Origin of the sequence: Bradyrhizobium genosp. L (genome assembly GCF_015624485.1) — a bacterium.
Lineage (GTDB): Bacteria > Pseudomonadota > Alphaproteobacteria > Rhizobiales > Xanthobacteraceae > Bradyrhizobium.
On sequence record NZ_CP061378.1, the window covers coordinates 3,885,368 to 3,908,641 of the forward strand.

Below are 23,274 nucleotides of genomic sequence, written 5' to 3' on the forward strand. Positions count from 1 at the left end.
GATGCCTGCAGGTAGCATACTTGTCGCTGACGACGACACCGCGATCCGGACCGTCCTGAACCAGGCGCTGTCGCGCGCCGGATATGAAGTGCGGCTGACCGGCAATGCCGCCACCTTGTGGCGCTGGGTCAGCCAGGGTGAGGGCGATCTCGTCATCACCGACGTGGTGATGCCGGACGAGAACGCGTTCGACCTGTTGCCGCGGATCAAGAAGATGCGGCCTAACCTTCCGGTCATCGTGATGAGCGCGCAGAACACCTTCATGACCGCGATCCGCGCCTCCGAGCGCGGCGCCTATGAATATCTGCCGAAGCCGTTCGACCTGAAAGAGCTGATCACCATCGTCGGCCGCGCGCTCGCCGAGCCGAAGGAGCGCGTCACCAGCGCCAACGACGACAACGAGTTCGACTCGATCCCGCTGGTCGGCCGCTCGCCGGCGATGCAGGAGATCTACCGTGTGCTGGCGCGGCTGATGCAGACCGATCTCACCGTGATGATCTCGGGTGAATCAGGCACCGGCAAGGAGCTGGTGGCCCGCGCGCTGCATGATTACGGCCGGCGCCGCAACGGCCCGTTCGTCGCGGTCAACATGGCGGCGATCCCGCGCGACCTCATTGAATCAGAGCTGTTCGGCCATGAGCGCGGTGCGTTCACCGGCGCCAACACGCGCGCTTCCGGCCGCTTCGAGCAGGCCGAGGGCGGCACGCTGTTCCTCGACGAGATCGGCGACATGCCGATGGAGGCGCAGACCCGGCTGCTGCGCGTGTTGCAGCAGGGCGAATACACCACGGTCGGCGGCCGCACGCCGATCAAGACCGACGTGCGGATCGTTGCCGCCTCCAACAAGGACCTGCGCATCCTGATCCAGCAGGGCCTGTTCCGCGAGGATCTGTTCTTCCGCCTCAACGTGGTGCCGCTGCGGCTGCCGCCGCTGCGCGAGCGCATCGAGGATCTGCCCGATCTCATCCGGCACTTCTTCGCGCTTGCCGAGAAGGACGGCCTGCCGCCGAAGAAGCTCGACACCCAGGCCTTGGAGCGGCTCAAGCAGCATCGCTGGCCGGGCAACGTCCGCGAACTCGAGAACCTCGCGCGCAGGCTCGCCGCGCTCTATCCGCAGGACGTCATCACATCATCGGTGATCGACGGCGAGCTGGCGCCGCCGGCCGTCACCTCGGGCGGCAACGCCACCGTCGGCGTCGACAATCTCGGTGGCGCGGTCGAGGCCTATCTGTCCTCGCACTTCTCCGGCTTCCCGAACGGCGTGCCGCCGCCGGGCCTCTATCACCGCATCCTCAAGGAGATCGAGGTGCCGCTATTGACCGCAGCACTCGCGGCCACCCGCGGCAACCAGATCCGCGCCGCCGATCTGCTCGGCCTGAACCGCAACACGCTGCGGAAGAAGATCAGGGATCTCGATATCCAGGTGTATCGCAGCGGGGGCTAGGCGAGGCGCCGCGTTCCGCTTCCATGCGGCGGCGACGTGCAGAAATTTCGCGGGGAGAGCGGACCGCTCATTTGGTCTTGGTCTTGTCGTCCGGCGCAGCGCGGTCAGCCGTCATCGCCTCGATGACGTCGAGCAGCTGCAGCCTGATGGCGCGATCCTTGATCGAGCGGTATGCGCGCACGAGGCGCAAGACCTCCGGCGCGTCTCGGGAGAGTTCGTCTTTTGACAAGGCAGTTTCCATCCTGGGGCTTGGAAGTCCCAAGGCCGCGATGAAGGTATCGGCCAGCAGTCGCGCGTCTTCAATTCCGGAGAACTGCGGTCTCGGTCGTCATTTCCGTGCCGGATTGCTCGACATTCTGCCAAGCGGGTGGAACCGAGGGGTGACGAGGGGGACCAGGCATTGCTCCTGCCGGCACGGAAGACGGCCTCAGCGGGGAGGAGCGCTGAGGCCGTTTTGAATCCCGCGGTAATGTGGACTGCTATTTGGGCGCTACTTTGGTGCCGCCCTGGTCGCTGCCCATGCCGGAGCCGCCTTGGCCGGAGGCGTCGGGCTTCGTCATGCCCTTGGACGCGCCGCTGTTCATACCCGTGGTGCCGTTGTCCATCGAGCCCTTCTGCATCGAGCCCTTTTCCATGGTCCCGCTGGTCATGCCGGGCTTCTTCATATTGTCGCTCTGGTTGCCCGGCCCGGTCGTACCTTGGGCAAATGCTGAGCCGCACATCATGAGGGCCGCGGTGGTGATGAGAATCTTCTTCACGAATATATCTCCATTGACAGGTTCACACCGCGACAACGGCTGTCGAGCAATCGACGTTCCTAGCAGGGACGGCCTGTATTTTTGCTCCCGATCTGAAACGCGGGTCTGCGTCGATCGTAAGGCGCTCGGCGCCCTTCCTGTCGCATCACAAGCAGACAGGGTAATCTCGGGACGGCTCCAGCGTTTGCGGGGTGGAGCGGGAGGATTGTGTATGTCGACGATGATGACGGGAGTCTTCATCTCGATGAAGGATCAGCGTCCGAGCCGGGCGGTCGAAAAGCCGGACAATCGAAAGATGCTGGAATGAAAACGTCTCGCGGCGCTCAACGCGCGGCGCGCGCCGTCATTCCGGGCACCTCAGGCCCGGAGAGCGCAGCCATTCGCTCATGTGAGCGGCAACGTCGGCCTGTCTGGCTTTTTTCAGAAGCGCCTCTTTCTCCACGCCCGGGGAAAGAGTCTTGGCCTCGATGCGAAGGCTCTTCGCCTCGGCCGTAAGGCGCTCTTCCAATACGTCCTGTTGCACGAAACGCCGCCGCTTGATGATCATGGCGCTGCTCCCTGTTGAATGGGGCGGGAGCGCTGTGATGGGGGCGATCTCATCACCGATGTTTGCCAAGGGCCGGGCGGTGATGGGTCGATCATACGCCGTCCGGTCGCCCGATTAGGTAACGCAAGTTAACTGGACGGCGAATAATGTTCGGAACCTTTAGTCGTTCTCCGGATTGTGTTGGCGCCGTCTGACCAGCCCCGGGGCGGCATGAAACGACCCCGGCATTTCAGCCCCCAAAGGCTACCGGGGTTTTTTCTTTTCGACGAGCAGGTGCTGCTGGCCTACGCCACTTCGGTGAATATCCCGCAGTCATGAGCCGGCACACCGATGGAACTGGCTTCTGATCGGGAGAGAGCCCGGTTATCGGCCGTTACAAATGGTGTTTGGGGACACGGCGCCGCACCCGGCTTTGCGCCGCGGAAATGTCGCAATTCGGCAACATTGTGATATGATTGCATCAGTCCGCACTTCCCGCGGGCGAGAAAGCACTCATCTCAATTGCCGGTATGACCAGCGCAGAGACCACGGCCGCACCGTTAGACGCGTCACCTGCCGAGCCCAACGGGGAGGCTCGGGGCTTCCCGTTGCGGCGATGGCTGGCGCCGTTCGCTGCGACCACGGCGCTGCTGTCGGCGTTCCTGACCTTCGTGGTGCTGAGCGGCCTGACGCCGATCGAGCCCACCAAGAAGGTCGTCTACTCGTTCCTGCTGATCAATGCCGCTTCCATCCTGCTCTTGATCGGCATCATCGTCCGCGAGGTCTGGAAGGTGATCCAGGCCCGCCGTCGCGGCCGTGCAGCGGCCAGGCTTCATATCCAGATCGTCAGCCTGTTCTCGATCATCGCGGTGCTGCCGGCGGTGCTTGTCGCCGTCGTCGCCAATGTCACGCTTGATCGCGGCCTCGACCGGCTGTTCTCGGGACCGACGCGCGAGGCCATCCAGAATTCGCTTAGCGTCGCCCGCGCCTACACCTACGAGCACGCGCAGCTGATCAATGGCGATATCCTCGCGATGGCCTCCGACCTCTCCAACGCGCGGCCGCTGTACGACCAGGACCGGCGCTCGTTCAACGAATACCTCACGGCGAGCGCGGCCGCCCGCGAACTGCCGGGGGCGATGCTGCTCGACAAGGACAGCAATGTCGTGGAGCGCGCCGACACCGGCATCAGGGCGGCGTTTGCGACCCCGCCGAAGGAGCTGCTCGACGACGTCGGCGAGAACAAGCCGGAGATATCGGTCTTCCCCGAGGAGAACTACGTCGCCGCGGTGGTCCGGCTGCGCGGCTTCGACAACGTCTTCCTTTACGTCGCACGGCTGCTCGATCCGCGCGTCATCAGCCAGCTGAAGCAGACCCAGGCCTCGGTCGCCGAATATGCCCAGACCGAGTCGCGCCGGCTCGGCATCCAGGTCACCTTCGCGCTGATGTTCGCGGTGATCGCGCTGACCATCCTGATGGCCTCGGTGCTGATCGGGCTGAATTTCGCCAACTGGCTGGTCGAGCCGATCCGCAACATCATGAGCGCGGCGAACAAGGTCTCGACCGGCGACCTCGACATCCAGGTGCCGGAGGTCAAGTCCGAGGGCGATCTCGCCCAGCTCGGCCACACCTTCAACAAGATGACGCAGGAGCTGCGCAGCCAGCGCGACGAGCTCGTCAACGCCAGCGAGCTGATCGACAGCCGCCGCCGCTTCATCGAGGCGGTGCTGTCCTCGGCCTCCGCCGGCATCATCGGCGTCGACGCCTCCGGCAGCGTCGGCATCCTCAACCGCTCGGCCGAGAAACTGATCGGGCACGCCGAGTCCGAGACGCTCGACCACCCGCTGTCGGATGTGCTGCCCGAGCTCGACGAGATGATGAAGACGGCGCGGGAAGGCACCCAGCGCCTGGTGCAGGGACAGATCACGATCACCCGCGACGAGCACGAGCGCAATCTGTCGGTGCGGATCGCCGCCGAGCCGACCAGCCAGGCGCGCGACAGCTACATCATCACGCTCGACGACATCACCGAGCTGGTTTCCGCGCAGCGCACCTCGGCCTGGGGCGACGTCGCCCGCCGCATCGCCCATGAGATCAAGAATCCGCTGACCCCGATCCAGCTCTCGGCCGAGCGCATCAAGCGCCGGTTCGGCAAGGCCATCACCGAGGAGAAGGACAAGTCGATCTTCGACCAGTGCACCGACACCATCGTGCGCCAGGTCGACGACATCAGACGGATGGTCGACGAATTCGCGCGCTTCGCCCGGATGCCCAAGCCCGTGATGGAGGGCGAGGACGTCGCCGACGTGGTGCGCCAGGCCGTGTTCCTGATGAAGGTCGCCAATCCCGACCTCGACATTGAGGCCGACATCAAGCAGTCGCCGCTGCCGGCGCAGTTCGACCGAAGGCTGATCTCGCAGGCGCTGACCAACATCATCAAGAACGCCACCGAGGCGATCGAGCAGGTCGCCCCGGAGGAGCTCGGTCGGGGCCGCATCGACGTCGTCGCCCAGCGCGAAGCCGATGACATCCTGATCGACGTCATCGACAACGGCATCGGGCTGCCCAAGGTGGCGCGCTCGCGCCTGCTGGAGCCCTACGTCACGACGCGGGCCAAGGGCACCGGCCTCGGGCTTGCGATCGTCGGCCGCGTGCTGGAAGACCATGGCGGCCGCATCGAGCTCAAGGACGCGTCCGATTTCCGCGAGGGCCAGCGCGGTGCCTGGATGCGGCTGCGCTTCGCCGTGACGGGGCAGGCGGCGAAGCCCGACAGCAAGGAGCAAGTGCCGGACGTCAAACCTGAATCATCCGAACCGACAGCTGAAAAAAATCCGCAGCGGGAGCCGACCGACGGCCTCCGAGAGACGACCAACAATGAACCCAGAAGCCAAGATGCAGCGCAAGAACCTCTTCAAGAACCAAAAATCAAAGCCGCGACGGGCGACTGACAGGCAGGTGTAACCCATGGCAAGTGACATTCTGATTGTCGACGACGAGGCTGACATTCGCGACCTCGTTGCGGGCATCCTGGACGACGAGGGCTTTTCCACGCGCACCGCGCGCGACAGCGATTCGGCGCTTGCCGAGATCGCCAACCGCCGCCCGAATCTGGTGTTCCTCGACATCTGGCTGCAGGGCTCCAAGCTCGACGGCCTGCAGCTGCTGGAGCAGATCAAGAAGGACAATGCCGATCTGCCGATCGTCATGATCTCCGGCCACGGCAACATCGAGACCGCGGTCGCCGCCATCAAGCGCGGCGCCTATGACTTCATCGAGAAGCCGTTCAAGTCGGACCGGCTGATCCTGGTGGCGACCCGGGCGCTGGAGACCTCGCGGCTCAAACGCGAGGTCAAGGAGCTCAAGCAACTGGCGCCGGCGGCGAGCGTTTTGACCGGCCGCTCAGCCTGCATGAACCAGCTCCGCCAGACCATCGACCGTGCCGCCAAGGCCAACAGCCGCATCCTGATCGTCGGGCCCTCCGGCGCCGGCAAGGAGCTCGCGGCGCGCACGCTGCACCACGCCTCCGGCCGCGCCGAGGGGCCGTTCGTGGTGATCAACGCGGCCGCGATCACGCCCGAGCGCATGGAGCTCGAACTGTTCGGCACCGAGGGATCGAACGGCGAGCAGCAACGCAAGGCCGGCGCGCTCGAAGAGGCGCATGGCGGCACGCTGTTCATCGACGAGATCGCCGACATGCCGCGCGAGACCCAGAACAAGATCCTGCGCGTCCTGGTCGACCAGACCTTCCAGCGCCAGGGCGGCACCGCCAAGGTCCATGTCGACGTCCGCATCATCTCCTCGACCGCGCGCAATCTCGAGGAGGAGATCGCCGCCGGCCGCTTCCGCGAGGACCTCTACCACCGCCTCTCGGTGGTGCCGATCCGGGTGCCACCACTGTCGGAGCGTCGCGAGGACATCCCCGAGCTGATCGACTATTTCATGGACCAGATCTCGGCCACGACCGGCCTGCCGAAGCGGCAGATCGGCCAGGACGCGATGGCCGTGCTGCAGTCCCATGTCTGGCCCGGCAACGTCCGCCAGCTCCGCAACAATGTCGAACGGGTGATGATCCTGGCCGGCGGCGGCCCGGAGGCGATCATCACCGCCGACATGCTGCCGCAGGACGTCGGCTCGATGGTGCCGGCGATGCCGACCTCCAACAATGGCGAGCACATCATGGGCCTGCCATTGCGGGAGGCGCGTGAGGTGTTCGAGCGCGACTATCTGATCGCCCAGATCAGCCGTTTCTCCGGCAACATCTCGCGCACCGCCGAGTTCGTCGGCATGGAACGCTCGGCGCTGCATCGCAAGCTCAAGGCGCTGGGGGTCGGCTGACCCCCGGAGCGGCAGGAACGGAGTGGCCCGGGTGTGCCTTCAAAGGGGGCGCCCGGCGGCAGCAGAAGGGCTGGGTACAACCGGGGATTTATCCACTTCGGTCGAGAATATTCGTCTCTTTCGGCGGCTTTTCTTAGAATTGCCACCGTGTTCCTACCGACTGGTACGCGAACTGGCTTGCCTTAAAACCGCGCGTAGCCTCTAATCCTTGCCGCAATGCCTGCCGGAGGGGGATCTCAGGGCAGGCAAAGCAGCCGGAGGAGGCTCCGTCAGAGAGCCGAGCCGGTTCAATAAAAAGAAGCACAAGCATGCGGGACAAAAACAATGGCGGCAGACCGCGCACAAAATCTACAAGACACCTTCCTTAATCACGTTCGTAAAACCAAAACACCTTTGACGATCTTCCTGGTCAACGGGGTAAAGCTGCAGGGCATTGTCACCTGGTTCGACAATTTCTGCCTGCTGCTGCGGCGCGACGGTCATTCGCAGCTGGTCTACAAGCACGCGATCTCGACCATCATGCCCGGCGCTCCGATCCAGCTGTTCGAGGGTGGCGAGGACGCACCGGCTTGAGAGTGAACTGATTGGAACCCTTCAACCGTGAAGGGGGCGCCGACCGGCCCAAATCTCGGCCGACGTCGGCGGGGGACAATAGCACCGGGCGGGTGATCGTCATCGGCCCTTACCTGCGCACACGCCGTGGCGACGGCGATGCGCAAACGGATTCCTCTATCCGCGACTACGAAGCGCGGATCGAGGAAGCCGCCGGTCTCGCGCGCGCCATCGACCTCGACGTGGTCGAGAGCGTGGTCGCGCCGATCAGCCAGATCCGGCCCGCGACCTATCTCGGCAAGGGCAAGGTCGAGGAGATCGGCGGGCTCGTCGCGGCTGACAAGGTCGAGCTCGTGGTGATGGATTGCGCGCTGTCGCCGATCCAGCAGCGCAACCTCGAGAAGGCCTGGAGCACCAAGGTGCTCGACCGCACCGGCTTGATCCTGGAAATCTTCGGCCGTCGCGCCAAGACCAAGGAGGGCGCGCTCCAGGTCGAGCTCGCCCATCTCAACTACCAGCGCAGCCGCCTGGTGCGGTCATGGACCCATCTCGAGCGCCAGCGCGGCGGTTTCGGCTTCATGGGCGGCCCCGGCGAAACCCAGATCGAGGCCGACCGCCGCCTGATCGGCGACCGCATCACGCGGCTCGAGAACGAGCTGAAGAAAGTGCAGGCGACGCGGCGGCTGCACCGCGCCGGCCGCCAGCGCGTGCCGTATCGCGTGGTGGCGCTGGTCGGCTACACCAATGCCGGCAAGTCGACGCTGTTCAACCGCCTGACCCGGGCCGATGTCCAGGCCGCCAACATGCTGTTTGCGACGCTGGACCCGACCTTGCGCGCGCTCAACCTGCCGCATGGCGGCAAGGCGATGCTCTCGGACACGGTCGGCTTCATCTCCAATCTGCCGACCCAACTCGTGGCTGCTTTCCGCGCCACGCTGGAGGAGGTGCTGGAGGCCGACATCATCCTGCATGTCCGCGACATCTCGCACGAAGACGCCGAGGCGCAGGAGCGTGACGTCGAGGCCGTGCTGCGCCAGCTCGGCATCGATCCGGATGCCGACGGCGGCCAGCGCATCATCGAGGTCTGGAACAAGATCGACCGCTTCGATCCGGAGGAGCGCGAGAACCTGCACAACATCGCCGCGCGCCGCCCGCCGGAGCGGCCGTGCTTCCTGGTCTCGGCTGTATCGGGCGAGGGGATCGATGCGCTGCTGTCGGCGATCGAGGACCGCCTCGCGGCCAAGCGCTTGACGCTCAATCTCTCGATCGACGCCTCCGACGGTGCCGGCATCAGCTGGCTGCATCGCAATGCCGAGGTGCTGAACAAGGAGCTGCATGGCGAGCGCTTCGACATGACCGTGCGGGTCGACGAGACCAAGCGCGACATCGTCATGAACCGGTTCGACGCGGTCCCCGGCAGCGCCTGAGGCAGGCAAAATACGACATTGTCGTGACATCGGCGGATTGCGACCAACGGCCGCACTTTCCGTTTGAAATTCCCGCCGCCTTGGTTCATTGCGCTGCAGAACGCGCAACGGCGAGGGCAATCGATGCAAAACCCCGGCGACACCATGACGAGCGAGCCGCTCGCGGCCCAGAATGGCGACCTCGCCCACGAACGGGCGCCTGACATCGTCGAGGCACTCAACGCACACGAGCCCGAGGAGGCGGCCAGGCTGCTGCGATCGCTGCCGCCCGAGCGCGCCATCGAGGTCCTCGATCTTCCCGGGCTCGAAAACACCTGCGAGATCCTGGCCGAACTGCCGACCGACGCCGCGGTGGCGCTGCTATCGGGCGTCTCGGACGACCGCGCCGCCGACATCTTCAAGGAGCTGGTCGAGCCGCTGCGCAGCACGCTGCTGAACGGGCTCCATCCGGAGACCCGCAACGTCATTTCGGGCCTCTTGGCCTATCCCGAGCGCAGCGCCGGCTCGATCATGACGACTGAGTTCGTCAGCGTGCCCTCGACCTGGACCATCGCCGAGGTGCTGCACCACATCCGCATGGTCGAGCGCACGCGGGAGACCGTCTACTCGATCTTCGTGATCGATCCGGTCAAGAAAACCCTGATCCAGGCGGTGCCGCTGCGCCGGCTGATTTCCGCCGACCCACACGCCAACGTGTTGACCGCGGCGCCTGCGCGCAAGCCGCTGATGATCGCGCCGGAAGCCGACCGCATGGAGGCGGCACGGCTGATCTCGCGCTACGACCTGCTCGCGGTCGCGGTGGTCGACGGTCCCGGCCATATCCTCGGCATCGTCACGGTCGACGACGTCATCGACGCCATCGTCGAGGAATCCACCGAGGACGCCCAGAAGTTCGGCGGCATGGAAGCGATCGACGAGCCATATCTGCGGATCGGTTTCGGCGAGATGATCAAGAAGCGCGCCGGCTGGCTGTGCGCGCTGTTTCTCTCGGAGATGCTGACCGCGACCGCGATGCAGTCGTACCAGAGCGAGCTCGAGAAGGCGATCGTGCTGACGCTGTTCATCCCGCTGATCATGAGCTCCGGCGGCAATTCCGGTTCGCAGGCAACCTCGCTCCTGATCCGCTCGCTGGCGCTGCACGAGGTGCGGCTCGGCGACTGGTGGCGCGTCGCGGTGCGCGAATTGCCGACCGGTATCGTGCTCGGTGCCATCCTGGGCGTGATCGGCATCGTCAGGATCACGCTGTGGCAGACGCTCGGCCTGTTCGATTACGGCCCGCATTGGGTGCTGGTGGCTGCGACCGTCGGCGCCGCGCTGGTCGGCATCGTCACCTTCGGCTCACTGTGCGGATCGATGCTGCCCTTCATCCTGAAGCGCATCGGCTTCGACCCCGCCAGCGCCTCGGCGCCGTTCGTCGCAACGCTCGTCGACGTCACCGGCCTGGTGATCTATTTCGGCGTCGCCGCGGTGATCCTGCACGGGACGCTGTTGTAGGCACGCAGCAACCCCAAATTCGATGTCGTCCCGGCGGAGGCCGGGACCCATAACCGCAGGCCTCCATAGAGGCCGCGCTAGCCGTTCCGCATGCGCGCGCGACTGGCACCGTCAGATCACGCGGTATGGGTCCCGGCCTTCGCCGGGACGACGGTGGTGGTTTCGGTTTTTGCCTCATTCCACAGCGCGTCCATCTCCGCCAGCGACGCGTGATCCAGCGAACGTCCCTGCGCCGCCAGCGCCCGCTCGATATAGGCGAACCGGCGCTCGAACTTCGCATTGGTCCCGCGCAGCGCGGTCTCCGGATCGGCGCCGGCATGGCGCGCGAGATTGACGACGGCGAACATCAGGTCGCCGGTCTCGTCGGCGATCTCGTCCTTGTCGTTGCGATCGAGCGCAGCCTCGATCTCGTCGGCTTCCTCGCGAATCTTGGCGAGCACGGCGCGCGGATCGTTCCAGTCGAAGCCGACCGTGGAGGCCTTGCGCTGCAACTCCAGCGCCCGCGTCAGGGCAGGGAGGCCGGCCTTCACGCTCGCGAGCAGCGATTTGCGCGCGGTCTCTTCCGGCGGCCGCCGCGCGGCGCGCTCGGCCTTCTCCTCGGCCTTGATCCGCTCCCAGGCGCTCTTGACGCCGGCGGGCTGGATGTTGCCGTCTCTGTCGGCAAACACATGCGGGTGACGACGGATCATCTTCCGCGTGATCGCCTCGACCACGTCGCCGAACGCGAAGGCGTTCTGCTCTTCGGCAAGCCGCGCGTGGTAGACCACCTGCAGCAGGAGGTCGCCGAGCTCCTCGCGCAAATCGTCGAGATCGCCGCGGGTGATCGCGTCGGCCACCTCATAGGCCTCTTCGATCGTGTACGGCGCGATCGTCGCAAAATCCTGCTCGAGGTCCCACGGGCAGCCGGTCACTGGCGTGCGCAGCGCGGCCATGATCTCGATCAGGCGGGAAATATCGCGGGAAGGGGTCATCGAGCACCGGACTGTGAGAGCTGCCGCCGTTATGCCAAATCGCACCGGATGATCCCAGCCGGACGTGCCCAAATCGCCGTGATGTCCACCGATTGGCCGGCGCCCGCGGGAGTGCTAAGTCCGTTCCATGCAAACCACCTCCGATACCGCCCTGGTGCTGTTTTCCGGCGGCCAGGACTCGACCACCTGCCTGGCCTGGGCGCTGCAGCGCTTCGCCTGCGTCGAAACGCTCGGCTTCGCCTACGGTCAGCGCCATGCGATCGAGCTCGATTGCCGCGACCGTCTCGTCGCCGGCATCAAGGAGATGCGGCCGGACTGGGCGGCCAAGCTCGGCGACAGCCATACGCTCGCGATCCCGACACTGGCGGAGATCTCGGACACCGCGCTGACCCGTGACGTCGCGATCGAAATGGGCGCCGACGGACTGCCGAACACCTTCGTGCCCGGCCGCAACCTGGTGTTCCTCACCTTCGCGGCGGCGCTGGCCTATCGGCGCGGCATCCACCACATCATCGGCGGCATGTGCGAGACGGATTATTCCGGCTATCCGGATTGTCGTGACGAGACCATCAAGGCGCTGCAACAGGCGCTCAACCTCGGCATGGCGAAAAACTTCGAGCTGCACACTCCGCTGATGTGGCTCGACAAGGCCGCAACCTGGCGGCTCGCGCATCAACTCGGCGGGGCAGGGCTGGTCGACCTGATCCGCGAGCACTCCCACACCTGCTATCTCGGCGAACGCGGCGCCCAGCACGACTGGGGCTATGGCTGCGGCGAATGCCCGGCGTGTGCGCTGCGGGCCAAGGGCTGGCGGGAATATGTCGCGCAGGGCGTGGGTTGATAGTCCTCGGCAGGGGCACACTGCCAAATATTGAAAAACAACCCCATGCAAAGGAGCCGGCCGGCTATCGCGTCGTCGTCTCGCGGGGTGTCGTAGGGCTCGGCTCGCTCCAAGGTGTCGTCCCGGCGAAGGCCCATAACCTCCGTAGTTCATTGCTGCGCAACGCTGGGGCCACAGCCTATTCTAACAACCCAACCCTGTGGTTATGGGTCCCGGCCTTCGCCGGGACGACACTGAGTTTGGTTTCCCATCAGTTTGTCCAACAAGTGAAACGCTACTCGAAATCTCTCGGCATCAGCTCGATCGGCTTGCCGTGCGGCGTGCGGTCGGCGGCGTGGTCCCAGGCGTTGCGGTAACGGCGCAGATTATCTGCGGTGGTCACACCTTTGGCGGCGACGAGGTGCTCGAGCGTGGCCAGCCAGTGCAGATAATAGGTCTCGCCCGTATCGGGATCGCCATCCGCCTGCGCGCGCTTGATCTGGTCGGCAAGCGCAGCGGCCCATTCGGTCCAGGTGAACACGCCGCGGTCATACAAAGACAGCGCCATGGCGAAGGCCTGTGCCTCCCAGGGCGCGCGAAACACCGGGCCGTCTTCGTCGCGGGGGACGCTCGGAACGGCGCTGGTGGCGCGCGCGGCCGCGGCACCGTCCATCAGACAGTCTCCAGATATGGCTCGAACGCGTCGACCGACACCTTGATGGTCGGGTCGGAGTCCGGTCCCCACAGCTCGCGCCCCTCGAACACGACGGTGTACAGCCATTGCGGCTGCTCGCCGGCATCGTTCGCGGCGGTGTCGGGAAACACGTGGCAGCCGTGATCGCGCTCGACGATCCCGACATGGCCGCGCACATAGCGTGGCAGCCTGGTGTGCGTGACGGGGTGGATGTTCTTGGCCCGCACGCGATCGCCGGCCTTGAATTTTGCCGGCGCCGGCGCCGTGCGGCCGAACTTGCCGCGCACCATGATGCGCTCGACGTCTGCGGCGGAGAACTTGCCGTGCTTGAGCGATTTCGCCGGCACGACGGAATGGCCGGCGGCGACATCCTCCTGCGCGACAAAACCTTTGTCGAGCAGCAGGGCCTCCAGACCGAGCAGCCATTTCTTGTAGTAGGAGCTCGTCATATAAACGTGCGGCGGCAGCGCCTCGCGATAGAACCGCGACGCATCGATGTTGAAGGCGCCGGCTGCGCCCATCGCGCGCACCATCGCCAGCACGCGCGATTCCCATTCCTCGTGAAACATCGGCTCGTTCGGCTCGGGCTCGACCTTGCCGAAGCCGTCCATGCCGCCCATGTCGTGGACGCCGTTCATGACGGCGCTCCCGGGGTCTTCGGGAAGCCGGTGCCGATCATGGAATCGCGCGTCACGAGTTCGGCGAGCTGGGCTTCGCTCCAGCCCTCGGTGCCCGCGGGGCGCATCGGCAGCACCAGGAAGCGCGTTTCGGCCGTCGAGTCCCAGACCCGGATCTCGGTCTCGTTCGGCAGGCTGACGCCGAAATCGGCGAGCACGCCGCGCGGATCCTTCACCGCGCGCGAGCGATACGGCGAGGCCTTGTACCAGACCGGCGGCAGCCCCAGCATTTCCCAAGGGTAGCAGGAGCACAGCGTGCAGACGACCATGTTGTGGCGGGAGGGCGTGTTCTCGACGGCGACCAGATGATCGCCGACGCGGCTGACATGACCGAGCGTGCCGACCGCCTTGGTGGCATCCTCGAGCAGCGCCTGCCTGAAGGCGGGATCGCTCCAGGCCTTGGCGACGACCTGGGCGCCGTTGTGCGGGCCGATCTTGGTCTCGTAGGCCTGCACGATGGCGTCGAGCGCGGCCGGATCGAGATAGCCTTTCTCGCTCAGGATCGATTCCAGCGCGCGGACGCGCAGCTCCATCTCCGACAGCTCGGAGTGGTCGTGATCGTGGTGATGATGGTCGTGGTCATGGTCGCTCATGAGCGCAGGATAGGCGAAGAGGCCGTGCTATGTCGAGGCAGGCGGGACACGACAAAGCGAGCAGGGAGGTATGCGTGGTTGACGATGTGACGATTGAAAAAGGCCTCGGGCCCGAGGGCCGCATCGCGGTGGTGCGCTTCGACCGCGGGGACGGCATCAACGCGCTGTCGCCGGAGGCGATGCGGCAGCTCACCGACGCCGCGCGCAGCTTCGAGGATGACGGCGGAACTTCTGTCGTCGTGCTGACCGGCGGCGCCAACGCTTTCAGCGCCGGTTTTGACCTCAAGGACGTCGAGGGGCGCTCGCGCCAAACCATGGACATGGGCGCGCTGCGCCGGCATCTGAAACTCGGGCCGCGGCTGACGCGGGCCTGGCAGGAGATGGAGCAGGTCACGATCGGCGCGATCGAAGGTTTCTGCATCGGCGGCGGTGTCGCACTCGCCGTCGCGCTGGATTTCCGCGTGATCGCGCGCGACGCGCACATGCGCGTGCCCGAGATCGCGCTCGGCATGAACATGAGCTGGCAGAGCGTGCCGCGCATGCTGCATCTGATGGGGCCGGCGCGCACCAAGCAGGCGGTCATCCTGGCCGACGACAGGATCTCGGCCGCCGAGGCCTATGAATGGGGGCTCGTGGAGCAGGTGAGCGAGCCCGGACAATCCTACGAGGCCGCCATGGTGCTGGCGACCAAGGTCGCGGCGCAGCCGCCGATCTCGGTGGCGATGACGAAACTGACGGTCAATCGACTGGCGCATGCGCTGGACGATCTCGCCGGCCATATGGACCTCGATCAGTTCGCGCTGGCGAGCCTGACCGAAGACCACAAGGAAGGCGTCGCCGCCTTCCTTGTGCGTCGGAAACCGCGGTTCAGGGGGCGCTGATGCGACGTGCCGATCGGATCGATCCTCAGCCGCGGCTAGGGGTGCAGGACGCGCCTAAGCCTCGGGCAATTTGCAGAGGCAATGTCGGATGCCGATAAGCGCGTTCGTCGTTCCGACGAGACGGGCATAAGGATCATCGACGTGAACGTGCAGACGCAAATCGACCGATATATCGACGCTCAAGACCCGCCAAAGCGAGACGATATCGAAGCCATACAACGGCTCATCCTCGCCGCGTCGCCGAACTGCAAGCTGTGGTTCCTGGATGGCAGGGACAGCGACAACAAAATCGTCACCAACGAGAACATCGGATATGGGACGCAAACGCTGAAATACGCGAGCGGCAAAACCCGGGAGTTCTACCGGATCGGCCTAAGCTCAAACGCAACCGGAATTTCCCTCTACCTCATGGGGCTCGAGGACAGGAGATACCTGCCCGAAACCTATGGCGGGAAAATCGGCAAGGCGAAGGTCACCGGCTATTGCGTCAGGTTCAGGCGCCTCAAGGACTTAAACCTCGACATATTGGAAGAGATGATCGCGACCCACATGACCCAGGGCGCGGCCGGCGGCGCCTAGCCGGCCTTCGCGTCACGGCTCAGCGGCCCGTGATCGACCGGGGCCCCAAGGCGCTCGGCGATCTTAGGGACGGAGACCTGGCTTCGCGGATATCCCACCCACCCATATCCGTAATTCGCATAATGTATATTATGGAATATTTATATCTACAATTAGATCAGATATTTGCGGTATCTTTCTCACCCAAGGCCTTCAATACGGCCCGGCACTCGGACGTCATGCCGTCCATGATCTGGCGGATCGATTGCTCTTCCTTGATGCGGCCGACGATCTGCCCGGTCATGTAGCCCATGTAGTCGACGGCGTTGGCGAGCTCGAGCCGCTTCAGCGCAGGCGCCACGAGCAGCTTCTGGGCGGCCAGCGGCAGCGGCTGCGGCGCGCCGGGCGCATCCCAGGCGTCAGACCATTTGCTGCGCAGACCGCGCAGCGGCTTGCCGGTGTCGTATTTGCGCTGGATCGCATCCTGGGACCGCGCCGCCAGGACCCGCTTGCGCATCTCCGGCGACAGCTCGCTCTGCGGCGAGCCGAGCCAGATCGTACCGCACCAGACGCCTTCGGCGCCGAGCGCGAACGCCGCCGCCAGATGACGGCCGCTGCCGACGCCGCCGGCAGCGAGCACCGGGACCGGCGCGATCGCATCGACCACCTCGGGCCACAGCACCATCGAGGAGATCGTGCCGGTATGGCCGCCCGCCTCGCTGCCTTGCGCCACGACCAGGTCGACACCGGCCTGGACCTGCTTGCGGGCGTGCTCGGCGCTGCCGGCCATGGCGCCGACCTTGATGCCGTAGCCGTGCAGGCGGTCGACGACATAGGCCGGTGGCGCGCCCATCGCGCTGAGCACGAATTTGGCCTGGGGATGCCGGACAACGACCTCCAGGACCTCAAGGACGCCTTCCTCGGTATGGCCGTGGCCCGGCGGCTTTTCCCGCAACATCTCCGCCTCGACCTCCGGCGGCAGCGGCGGAATGCCGGCGTCGTCGAGCAGCCTGTCGACGAACGCGATGTGCTCCTTGGGCAGTGCCTTGAGGCGATCCGACAATGGGACCACCTCGCCCACCTTGTTGGCGAACAGCACGTCGATGCAATAGGGCCGTCCGGCGGTCTTGCGGTCCATGTCGGTCAGGATCCGCTCGAGCTCGTCCGGCTGATAGTAGCTCGCCGCGAGCGCGCCCATGCCGCCTGCATTGGTCACCTCGATGGCGACCTCCGGCTTGTGGGTGAAGCCGAAAATCGGGACCTCGACCCCGAACATCTCGGTGACCCGGTTACGCATCGGCGACCTCGCGTGTTTGGCAAATTGGTTCATCGTCAGTCCCGACTGTCGTGCCGGTGCGCTTTACAGCGCACGCGCGATCAGCTCCTTCATGACTTCATTGGAGCCGCCCCAGATCTTCTGGATGCGTCCGTCGCTCCACATCCTCGCGATCGGATAGTCGAGCATGTAGCCGTAGCCGCCGTGCAACTGGACGCAATCGTCGATGATCTCGCATTGCTTGTCGGTCGCCCACCACTTCGCCATCGCCGCGGTCTCCGGGTCGAGCGTGCCGTCGATCAGCCGGTCGATGCAGCTCTCGACGAAGCTGCGCGTCACCGACGTCGCGGTCTTGGCCTCGGCCAGGACCATCCGCGTGTTCTGGAATTCAATCAGCGGCTTGCCGAACACCTCGCGCTGCTTGACATAGGCGATGGTCTCGGCGAGCGCCGCCTCGGCCAGCGCCAGCGCCTGCATGGCGATGTTGATGCGCTCCTTGGCGAGCTGCTCCATCAATTGATAGAAGCCGCGGCCCTCGATGCCACCCAAAAGATTCTCGACGGGCACGCGTGCGTCGTCGAAGAACAGTTCCGCCGTGTCCTGGGCCTTGAGGCCGACCTTGTCCAACCTGCGGCCGCGCCGGAAGCCGTCAGTCTTGTCGGTCTCGACGACCAGCAGGCTGAAACCGCGCACGCCCTCGCCGGTATCCGTCTTGACTGCGAGGCAGATCAAATCGGCGGTGTGGCCGTGGGTGATGAAGGTCTTCTGTCCATTGACGACGTAATCGCGGCCGTCGCGTCGAGCATGGGTTCTGATGGCCCTGACGTCGGATCCCGCGCCCGGCTCGCTCATCGCCAGCGCTGCCACGAGCTCGCCGCTGGCCATGCGCGGCAGCCAGCGGCGCTTCTGCTCCTCGGTGCCGTACTGCACGAAGTAGGGCGCCAGGATCACGTTCTGCAAGGGGATGCTGAAGTCGGGAAATGCGATCGCAGCCAGTTCCTCGATGATCACGGCCTCGTGGCGGAAATTGCCGCCGCCTCCTCCATAGATTTCCGGCGTGCTGGCGCAGAGCAGGCCGAGCGCGCCCGCCTTGCGCCAGAGATCACGGTCGATGTAGCCCCTTGCCCGCCACGCATCGGCATGCGGTACGACTTCGGCGGCCAGGAAGCGGCGGACATTGGCGCGGAAGAGATCGAGCTCGCCGGTGTCGGGCATTGCGGTCACGAGCGGGCTCCGCGGCTATGGGCTGACCAGCGGACAGCCGCCTTGATCGAGCGGCCGGACCGCCTTGTCCGCCGGGATCACCGCGATCTGCTTGTAATAGTCCCAGGCTGCCTTGGATTCCTTCGGCGACTTGACTTCGAAGAGATAGAGATCGCGCATCACGCGGCCGTCGGCGCGCAAATGCGCATCATGCGACATGAAGTCGTTGATCGGCATCTCGCGCATCTTGGCCATCACCTGGTCGGGGTCCTTGGAGCCGACCGCCTTGATCGCCTTCAGGTAATGATTGACCACGCTGTAGGCGCCGGCCTGCACCTGGGTCGGCATCGCCTTCATCCGCTCATAGAACCGCTTGGCGAACGCACGGGTCTCGTCGTTCTGGTCCCAGTAGAAGGCTTCGGCGACGATGATGCCCTGGGCGTCCTTGAGGCCGACGCCGTGGATCGCATCGATCGTCGCCATCAAGGCCGCGAAGCGCTGTCCCTGGGCCTTGAGGCCGAACTCCTCGCCCTGCTTGAGCACCGTCGCAAGATCGGCGCCGGCTTCGACGAGACCGATCACCTTCGCCTTGGACGATTGCGCTTGCAGCAGGAACGACGAGAAATCCGTCGCGCCGGTCGGCGTGCGCACCGAACCGACTACCGTTCCGCCACCGGCTTTCACGGCAGCGGACGCGTCACCTTCGAGGCTGTTGCCGAACACGGTGTCGTTGGTCAGAAAGAACCAGGAGTTCTCGCCGCGGTGACCAGGCCGCTGGTCGGCCCATGGCCCAGCGAATAGGTGTCGTAGGTCCATTGCGCCACATGGGGCGAGCATTTCGCGCCCGTGAGCTCGGAGCTTGCGGCGGCGTTGAACAGCGCGAGCTTCTTCCGGGTTCGGGTCATGTCGGCGATCGCCAGCGCAAGGCCCGAGAACGGCACGTCGATGATCGTATCGACGTTCTCCTCGTCGTACCATTTCCTGGCAATCGCCACCCCGACATCGACCTTGAGCTGGAAATCCGCGGAGACGATCTCGACGGGTTTCCCAAGCACCAGGCCCGCGTCTTCCGCGGCGAGCTTCGCCGCTTCGACGCTGCCGCGTCCGCCGGCGGCCGAATACACCGACGACTGGTCGCCCAGCACACCGATCTTCACCGGCGCATCAGTGGCTGTTTCGGCAACAGCGTGCCCAACCGCGAGCAACGATATCGCCGCAGCCCCCAACCATTTCAACATACGCGCCTCCCCGCTTCGGTCTTCTGTTTGACCCATGATGGCATAATTTGTCGAACGTTCAACAAAAATATGTTGCCTTCCTCCTTGGCGGCCCTAGGATCGATTTCGACAGCGAAAAGAAGCAGAGCCGGGCCGTTGCGCCTGCGCCAGCAAACGCGGGGAGAAACGGTGGCTGAGACGATCTTCGAGGCATTTCAGGCCAGCGTGGCCACGGCACCGGACAATGCCTTCGTCTGCGTGCCGGCAGGGACCTCTTACGCGCCAGATGGCTTCGAATGGACCTATGCCGAGACGATGCGGCGCGTTGCCGATCTCGTCGCGCGCTACAAGCAGGCGGGATACGGCCTCGGACATCGCATCGCCCTGCTCGTCGAGAACCGGCCGGCCTATTTCATTCATTTGCTGGCGCTCAACGCCATCGGTGCGAGCATCGTGCCCGTCAATCCCGATCATCGGCATGCCGAATTGCTCTATCAGATGAGCCACAGCGGCGCGGTGCTCGCAGTGGCGCTGCGTCACCACGTCGACCGTTTGAAGGCCGTCGCCGGCGAACTGACCGGCCCGTTCGCCGTCGTCGCTGCCGACGAGTTGCCGGAATATCTCCCCTCGCCGTCACGTCAGGCGGCTTCAGGCGCGCTCGACCGCAACACCGAGGCCGGCGTCTTCTACACATCGGGAACGACCGGCCGGCCGAAGGGCTGCCTGGTCACCAACGACTACTGGCTCTCGGCGGGCGAATGGTTCTTCACGCTGGCGAACGCCGGCGGCCGGTTCTCGATCGAGCCCGGACGGGATCGCCTGTTCAATCCGATGCCGGTGTTCCACGTCCATGCCGGCGTCGTCGCGCTGATGCCGATGCTGCTTTCGCAAGGCTGCATCATCCGCCCCGAATATTTCTCGGCCAAGCGCTGGTGGCGCGAGGTGACCGAGAGCCGCGCCACGATCGTCCACTACATCGGCGCCGTGCCGCAGGCCCTGGTTGCGCTCGATCGCTCGGCCGACGAGCGCGCGCATGCGATCCGGTTCGGCTTCGGCGCCGGGATGGAGCCTGCGATTCATCGCGCGTTCGAGCAGCGTTTTGGAATTCCCCATCTCGAAGTCTGGGGCATGACGGAGGTCGGGCGCTGGACCGCCAACGATCACGAGCCGCGTCCGCTGGGGGTTCGCGCGATCGGGCGCGCGATTCCGCCGCTCGAGGCGAAGGTGATCGACGAGCAAGATTGCGAGGTGCCAACTGGAGCCGAAGGCGAACTCGTGGTGCGGCTGGCGGGAGACAATCCGCGCAAAGGCTTTTTCGCCGGCTACCTCGCCGACGACGCCGCGACGGAGGCCGGCTGGCGCGGCGGATGGTGGCATTCGGGCGACATCGTGCGTCGGGACGACGACGGCACGATCTATTTCGTCGACCGGCGCAAGAATATGATCCGGCGATCCGGCGAGAACATTGCCGCGACCGAGGTCGAGACCGTGCTGTGCCGGCATCCCGCGGTCGGCCAGATCGCGATCATGGCCGTTCCTGACGAGAAGACAGGCGAAGAGATCTTCGCCTGCGTAGTCCCGGTGCCGAAGCGAACCGCCGATCATCAGCTCGCGAACGACATTGTCGATTATTGCAACGGCCAGCTCGCCTACTACAAGGCTCCGGGCTGGATCCTGTTTCTCGATCGGCTGCCGGTGACGGCGACGCAGAAGATCAACAAGGCGCAGATCTTCGAAGCCGGGCTCGACCCACGGACGCTGGTCGGTGCGATCGATCTGCGTTCGATGAAACGGCGCAGGTAATGCCGAGCGGAGTGACGCTAGGCCGACGCGCCCTTGCGCAGGAACGCGTCAAGCAAATCGTGGCATGCCGCCTCGCCTTCCGCAGCCGACACGGTTTCCGGATCGGCGGCCCAGCCGGCCCACAAACCTTCGGTGAGCTGGGTCAGCGTGATCGCGAGGCGATCGGCTTTGATCTTCGCCCCTCGCGCATCGGCCGCGCGCCGGATCAAATTGGTCAGTCCGCGACGGTAGGGCCGGTAGAGCTGCCGGTAGATTTCGGCGAGCTCGGGAGACCAGTGCGAGGTGCTGGCGAGCGCGACCCAGACCAGCACCCGCTCGGGCGTGAACACCGGCGGAGAAAAACTCGCCGTCACCACGGCGTGCAGGCGGTCCAATGGATCCGATCCAGCCGCCTCTGCCGCAGCCCTCGTGGCCTGCTCGAACTCCCGCGCCACCTCACCGACGGCGTGCAACAGCAACGCATCCTTGCCGGGGAAATAGTGCCCGATCAGCCCGCGCGAGAAGCCTGCGGCCTCGCAGATGGTCGCAACGGTGACGTCCTTGTAGCCGTGCTCGGCGATCGCCTTCATCACGGCGACGACGAACTCGCGCCGTTTCAGCTCCTGATCCGACGATCCGACCGGACGCCCCCGCGCCCGCTTCTCCGCTTTCTGCAAGCCGTGCTCTCCCTGGTGGCCGCGCGTGTTCGGTTGAACCTCAATCGCCCGAATTTATTTGAATGTCCATTTAATTTCATGCGCGACTGAACGCCGGGCGTCTCGACCAATGAAAAAAGCAATACAGTTGAAAGCGTTAGGCTGAAGTTTGCAACTGCGATCCGTCGACAGAATGAATTTTGAGCGGACCAGGCTGAGCGGTCCATCGACGACGTCTTCTCGTCTGAAAGCCGATATTGCCGCAGTTGGCGGACGCTGCAATAAGCGCGGGCTCCGATGCAGAGATCACTGGTGACCCCGCGGCATCTGGTCCGTATAGGATGGCATCAGAGAACAACAACAAGCCTCCCGAGGAGACTACCAATGAGCTTTTCACGACGCACGCTGCTGAAGGCCTCCGCCGCTTCCGCCGTCCTCGGCGGGATTGGCGCACCTCATGTCGCGCGCGCCCAGGCCGCCGAGTTCAGCTACAAATTCGCCAACAACCTGCCGGAGTCGCATCCGTTCGTGACCCGTGCCCGCGAGATGGCGGCGGCGATCAAGACCGAGACCAACGGCCGGTTCGATCTACAGGTGTTCCCGAACAGCCAGCTCGGCTCCGATACCGACATGCTGAGCCAGGTGCGCTCGGGCGGCGTCGAGTTCTTCACGCTGTCAGGCCTGATCCTGGCGACCCTGGTGCCGGCGGCCTCGATCAACGGCATCGGCTTCGCGTTCCCGGACTATCCCACGGTCTGGAAGGCCATGGACGGCGACCTCGGCGCCTATGTCCGCGGCGAGATCAACAAGTCCGGCCTCGAGGTCATGGACAAGATCTGGGACAACGGCTTCCGCCAGACCACGTCGTCGACCAAGCCGATATCAGGGCCCGATGATTTCAAGGGCTTCAAGATCCGCGTGCCGGTGTCGCCGCTGTGGACCTCGATGTTCAAGGCGTTCGATGCCTCGCCCGCCTCGATCAATTTCAGCGAGGTCTATTCGGCCTTGCAGACCAAGATCGTCGAGGGCCAGGAGAATCCCCTGGCGCTGATCTCGGCCGCGAAGCTCTACGAGGTGCAGAAATACTGCTCGATGACCAACCACATGTGGGACGGCTTCTGGTTCCTGATGAACCGCCGTGCCTGGGCCGCGCTGCCTGACGACATCAAGACCATCGTCGCCAAGAACGTCAACGCGGCCGCGGTCAAGGAGCGCGAGGACACCGAGAAGCTCAATGCGACAGTCAAGCAGGAGCTCACGAGCAAGGGCCTTGTGTTCAACCAACCCGAGGTCGCGCCGTTCCGCGACAAGCTGCGTGCCGCCGGCTTCTACGCCGAGTGGAAGGGCAAGTACGGCGAGAAGGCGTGGGAGCTGCTGGAAAAGTCCGTCGGCAAGCTGTCCTGATCGCGC

Annotated in this window: 21 protein-coding genes and 1 pseudogene; 11 read left to right on the plus strand and 11 right to left on the minus strand. The window is 65.0% G+C overall.

Going from position 1 to position 23,274, the window contains the following annotated elements; translation table 11 throughout:
- The first annotated feature begins 1 nt into the window (after position 1).
- Positions 2-1,444 carry a nitrogen regulation protein NR(I) gene (gene ntrC / locus IC762_RS18310; protein ID WP_195783678.1) on the plus strand — a complete coding sequence of 481 codons (1,443 nt, stop codon included), beginning with the start codon at positions 2-4 and terminating at the stop codon, positions 1,442-1,444.
- Between the two features lie 67 nt (positions 1,445-1,511).
- On the opposite strand, the gene IC762_RS18315 is transcribed toward ntrC, so the two are convergent.
- The 3 genes from IC762_RS18315 to IC762_RS18325 form a co-directional block, all read right to left on the minus strand.
- The gene (locus IC762_RS18315; protein ID WP_195783679.1) at positions 1,512-1,673 is read right to left on the minus strand and encodes a hypothetical protein; all 162 of its coding nucleotides are present in this window, start codon (positions 1,671-1,673) and stop codon (positions 1,512-1,514) included.
- Positions 1,674-1,923: 250 nt separating this feature from the next.
- Complete coding sequence (locus IC762_RS18320) at positions 1,924-2,202, minus strand: hypothetical protein (protein ID WP_195783680.1); 279 nt, start codon at positions 2,200-2,202, stop codon at positions 1,924-1,926.
- Between the two features lie 343 nt (positions 2,203-2,545).
- Positions 2,546-2,749 carry a hypothetical protein gene (locus IC762_RS18325; protein ID WP_349629718.1) on the minus strand — a complete coding sequence of 68 codons (204 nt, stop codon included), beginning with the start codon at positions 2,747-2,749 and terminating at the stop codon, positions 2,546-2,548.
- 509 nt (positions 2,750-3,258) lie between these two features.
- Here IC762_RS18325 and IC762_RS18330 point away from each other — a divergent pair.
- The 5 genes from IC762_RS18330 to mgtE all read left to right on the plus strand — a co-directional run bounded on the left by IC762_RS18330 (position 3,259) and on the right by mgtE (position 10,536).
- Positions 3,259-5,676: a sensor histidine kinase NtrY-like gene (locus IC762_RS18330; RefSeq protein ID WP_195783681.1), complete on the plus strand. Its 2,418-nt coding sequence runs from the start codon at positions 3,259-3,261 to the stop codon at positions 5,674-5,676.
- 16 nt (positions 5,677-5,692) lie between these two features.
- On the plus strand, positions 5,693-7,063 hold the full coding sequence (locus IC762_RS18335; protein ID WP_195783682.1) for a sigma-54-dependent transcriptional regulator: 1,371 nt from the start codon (positions 5,693-5,695) through the stop codon (positions 7,061-7,063).
- 324 nt (positions 7,064-7,387) lie between these two features.
- Positions 7,388-7,636 (plus strand): RNA chaperone Hfq, encoded by a 249-nt coding sequence (hfq, locus tag IC762_RS18340; RefSeq protein WP_006020546.1) that lies wholly within the window; start codon positions 7,388-7,390, stop codon positions 7,634-7,636.
- A gap of 11 nt (positions 7,637-7,647) precedes the next feature.
- Complete coding sequence (hflX, locus tag IC762_RS18345) at positions 7,648-9,042, plus strand: GTPase HflX (RefSeq protein ID WP_195783683.1); 1,395 nt, start codon at positions 7,648-7,650, stop codon at positions 9,040-9,042.
- Between the two features lie 123 nt (positions 9,043-9,165).
- Positions 9,166-10,536 (plus strand): magnesium transporter, encoded by a 1,371-nt coding sequence (gene mgtE, locus IC762_RS18350; RefSeq protein ID WP_195783684.1) that lies wholly within the window; start codon positions 9,166-9,168, stop codon positions 10,534-10,536.
- Positions 10,537-10,652: 116 nt separating this feature from the next.
- On the opposite strand, the gene mazG is transcribed toward mgtE, so the two are convergent.
- A complete protein-coding gene (gene mazG / locus IC762_RS18355; protein ID WP_195783685.1) occupies positions 10,653-11,507 on the minus strand; it encodes a nucleoside triphosphate pyrophosphohydrolase in 855 nt (284 codons plus the stop codon).
- A gap of 127 nt (positions 11,508-11,634) precedes the next feature.
- Here mazG and queC point away from each other — a divergent pair, with 127 nt between their 5' ends.
- A complete protein-coding gene (gene queC, locus IC762_RS18360; protein WP_195783686.1) occupies positions 11,635-12,348 on the plus strand; it encodes a 7-cyano-7-deazaguanine synthase QueC in 714 nt (237 codons plus the stop codon).
- Positions 12,349-12,622: 274 nt separating this feature from the next.
- On the opposite strand, the gene IC762_RS18365 is transcribed toward queC, so the two are convergent.
- From IC762_RS18365 to nthA, 3 genes are read right to left on the minus strand one after another with little or no spacing between them, the layout of a single operon-like run.
- Positions 12,623-13,000, minus strand: a complete 378-nt coding sequence (locus tag IC762_RS18365; RefSeq protein WP_195783687.1) for a nitrile hydratase accessory protein — start codon at positions 12,998-13,000, stop codon at positions 12,623-12,625.
- Positions 13,000-13,659 carry a nitrile hydratase subunit beta gene (nthB, locus tag IC762_RS18370; protein ID WP_195783688.1) on the minus strand — a complete coding sequence of 220 codons (660 nt, stop codon included), beginning with the start codon at positions 13,657-13,659 and terminating at the stop codon, positions 13,000-13,002. The genes IC762_RS18365 and nthB overlap by 1 nt, the downstream gene beginning before the upstream one ends.
- Positions 13,656-14,291: a nitrile hydratase subunit alpha gene (gene nthA / locus IC762_RS18375; protein WP_195783689.1), complete on the minus strand. Its 636-nt coding sequence runs from the start codon at positions 14,289-14,291 to the stop codon at positions 13,656-13,658. The genes nthB and nthA overlap by 4 nt, the downstream gene beginning before the upstream one ends.
- Positions 14,292-14,365: 74 nt before the next feature.
- Between nthA and IC762_RS18380 the strand changes: the two genes are divergently transcribed.
- Together IC762_RS18380 and IC762_RS18385 are read left to right on the plus strand one after the other, a co-directional pair.
- Positions 14,366-15,172 (plus strand): enoyl-CoA hydratase/isomerase family protein, encoded by an 807-nt coding sequence (locus IC762_RS18380; protein WP_195783690.1) that lies wholly within the window; start codon positions 14,366-14,368, stop codon positions 15,170-15,172.
- An 81-nt stretch (positions 15,173-15,253) separates the two neighbouring features.
- Positions 15,254-15,751, plus strand: a complete 498-nt coding sequence (locus tag IC762_RS18385) for a DUF1801 domain-containing protein (RefSeq protein ID WP_210338380.1) — start codon at positions 15,254-15,256, stop codon at positions 15,749-15,751.
- 157 nt (positions 15,752-15,908) lie between these two features.
- Here IC762_RS18385 and IC762_RS18390 read toward each other — a convergent pair whose 3' ends face one another.
- From IC762_RS18390 to IC762_RS35800, 3 genes and pseudogenes are all read right to left on the minus strand, one after another.
- Positions 15,909-17,027: an NAD(P)H-dependent flavin oxidoreductase gene (locus tag IC762_RS18390; protein WP_195783691.1), complete on the minus strand. Its 1,119-nt coding sequence runs from the start codon at positions 17,025-17,027 to the stop codon at positions 15,909-15,911.
- Between the two features lie 63 nt (positions 17,028-17,090).
- Entirely contained in the window at positions 17,091-18,221 is a 1,131-nt protein-coding gene (locus tag IC762_RS18395) for an acyl-CoA dehydrogenase family protein (RefSeq protein ID WP_195790178.1), read from the minus strand.
- 24 nt (positions 18,222-18,245) lie between these two features.
- Positions 18,246-19,447 (minus strand): annotated as a pseudogene (locus IC762_RS35800) (ABC transporter substrate-binding protein).
- 168 nt (positions 19,448-19,615) lie between these two features.
- On the opposite strand from IC762_RS35800, the gene IC762_RS18405 reads away from it, so the two are divergent.
- Positions 19,616-21,229 carry an AMP-binding protein gene (locus IC762_RS18405; RefSeq protein ID WP_195783692.1) on the plus strand — a complete coding sequence of 538 codons (1,614 nt, stop codon included), beginning with the start codon at positions 19,616-19,618 and terminating at the stop codon, positions 21,227-21,229.
- A 17-nt stretch (positions 21,230-21,246) separates the two neighbouring features.
- On the opposite strand, the gene IC762_RS18410 is transcribed toward IC762_RS18405, so the two are convergent.
- Entirely contained in the window at positions 21,247-21,885 is a 639-nt protein-coding gene (locus IC762_RS18410; protein WP_195783693.1) for a TetR family transcriptional regulator C-terminal domain-containing protein, read from the minus strand.
- A 363-nt stretch (positions 21,886-22,248) separates the two neighbouring features.
- Between IC762_RS18410 and IC762_RS18415 the strand changes: the two genes are divergently transcribed.
- A complete protein-coding gene (locus IC762_RS18415) occupies positions 22,249-23,268 on the plus strand; it encodes a TRAP transporter substrate-binding protein (protein WP_195783694.1) in 1,020 nt (339 codons plus the stop codon).
- Positions 23,269-23,274 lie beyond the last annotated feature (6 nt).

Excerpts from the sequence above, each read along its gene's own strand:
- IC762_RS18335 (WP_195783682.1), top strand. The coding sequence starts at position 5,693 with ATGGCAAGTGACATTCTGATTGTCGACGACGAGGCTGACATTCGCGAC.
- nthA (WP_195783689.1), bottom strand. The coding sequence starts at position 14,291 with ATGAGCGACCATGACCACGACCATCATCACCACGATCACGACCACTCC.
- IC762_RS18390 (WP_195783691.1), bottom strand. The coding sequence starts at position 17,027 with ATGCGTAACCGGGTCACCGAGATGTTCGGGGTCGAGGTCCCGATTTTC.
- IC762_RS18395 (WP_195790178.1), bottom strand. The coding sequence starts at position 18,221 with ATGCCCGACACCGGCGAGCTCGATCTCTTCCGCGCCAATGTCCGCCGC.
- queC (WP_195783686.1), top strand. The coding sequence starts at position 11,635 with ATGCAAACCACCTCCGATACCGCCCTGGTGCTGTTTTCCGGCGGCCAG.
- nthB (WP_195783688.1), bottom strand. The coding sequence starts at position 13,659 with ATGAACGGCGTCCACGACATGGGCGGCATGGACGGCTTCGGCAAGGTC.
- IC762_RS18330 (WP_195783681.1), top strand. The coding sequence starts at position 3,259 with ATGACCAGCGCAGAGACCACGGCCGCACCGTTAGACGCGTCACCTGCC.
- ntrC (WP_195783678.1), top strand. The coding sequence starts at position 2 with ATGCCTGCAGGTAGCATACTTGTCGCTGACGACGACACCGCGATCCGG.
- mgtE (WP_195783684.1), top strand. The coding sequence starts at position 9,166 with ATGCAAAACCCCGGCGACACCATGACGAGCGAGCCGCTCGCGGCCCAG.
- IC762_RS18365 (WP_195783687.1), bottom strand. The coding sequence starts at position 13,000 with ATGGACGGTGCCGCGGCCGCGCGCGCCACCAGCGCCGTTCCGAGCGTC.
- IC762_RS18385 (WP_210338380.1), top strand. The coding sequence starts at position 15,254 with ATGTCGGATGCCGATAAGCGCGTTCGTCGTTCCGACGAGACGGGCATA.
- hfq (WP_006020546.1), top strand. The coding sequence starts at position 7,388 with ATGGCGGCAGACCGCGCACAAAATCTACAAGACACCTTCCTTAATCAC.
- mazG (WP_195783685.1), bottom strand. The coding sequence starts at position 11,507 with ATGACCCCTTCCCGCGATATTTCCCGCCTGATCGAGATCATGGCCGCG.
- IC762_RS18325 (WP_349629718.1), bottom strand. The coding sequence starts at position 2,749 with ATGATCATCAAGCGGCGGCGTTTCGTGCAACAGGACGTATTGGAAGAG.
- IC762_RS18415 (WP_195783694.1), top strand. The coding sequence starts at position 22,249 with ATGAGCTTTTCACGACGCACGCTGCTGAAGGCCTCCGCCGCTTCCGCC.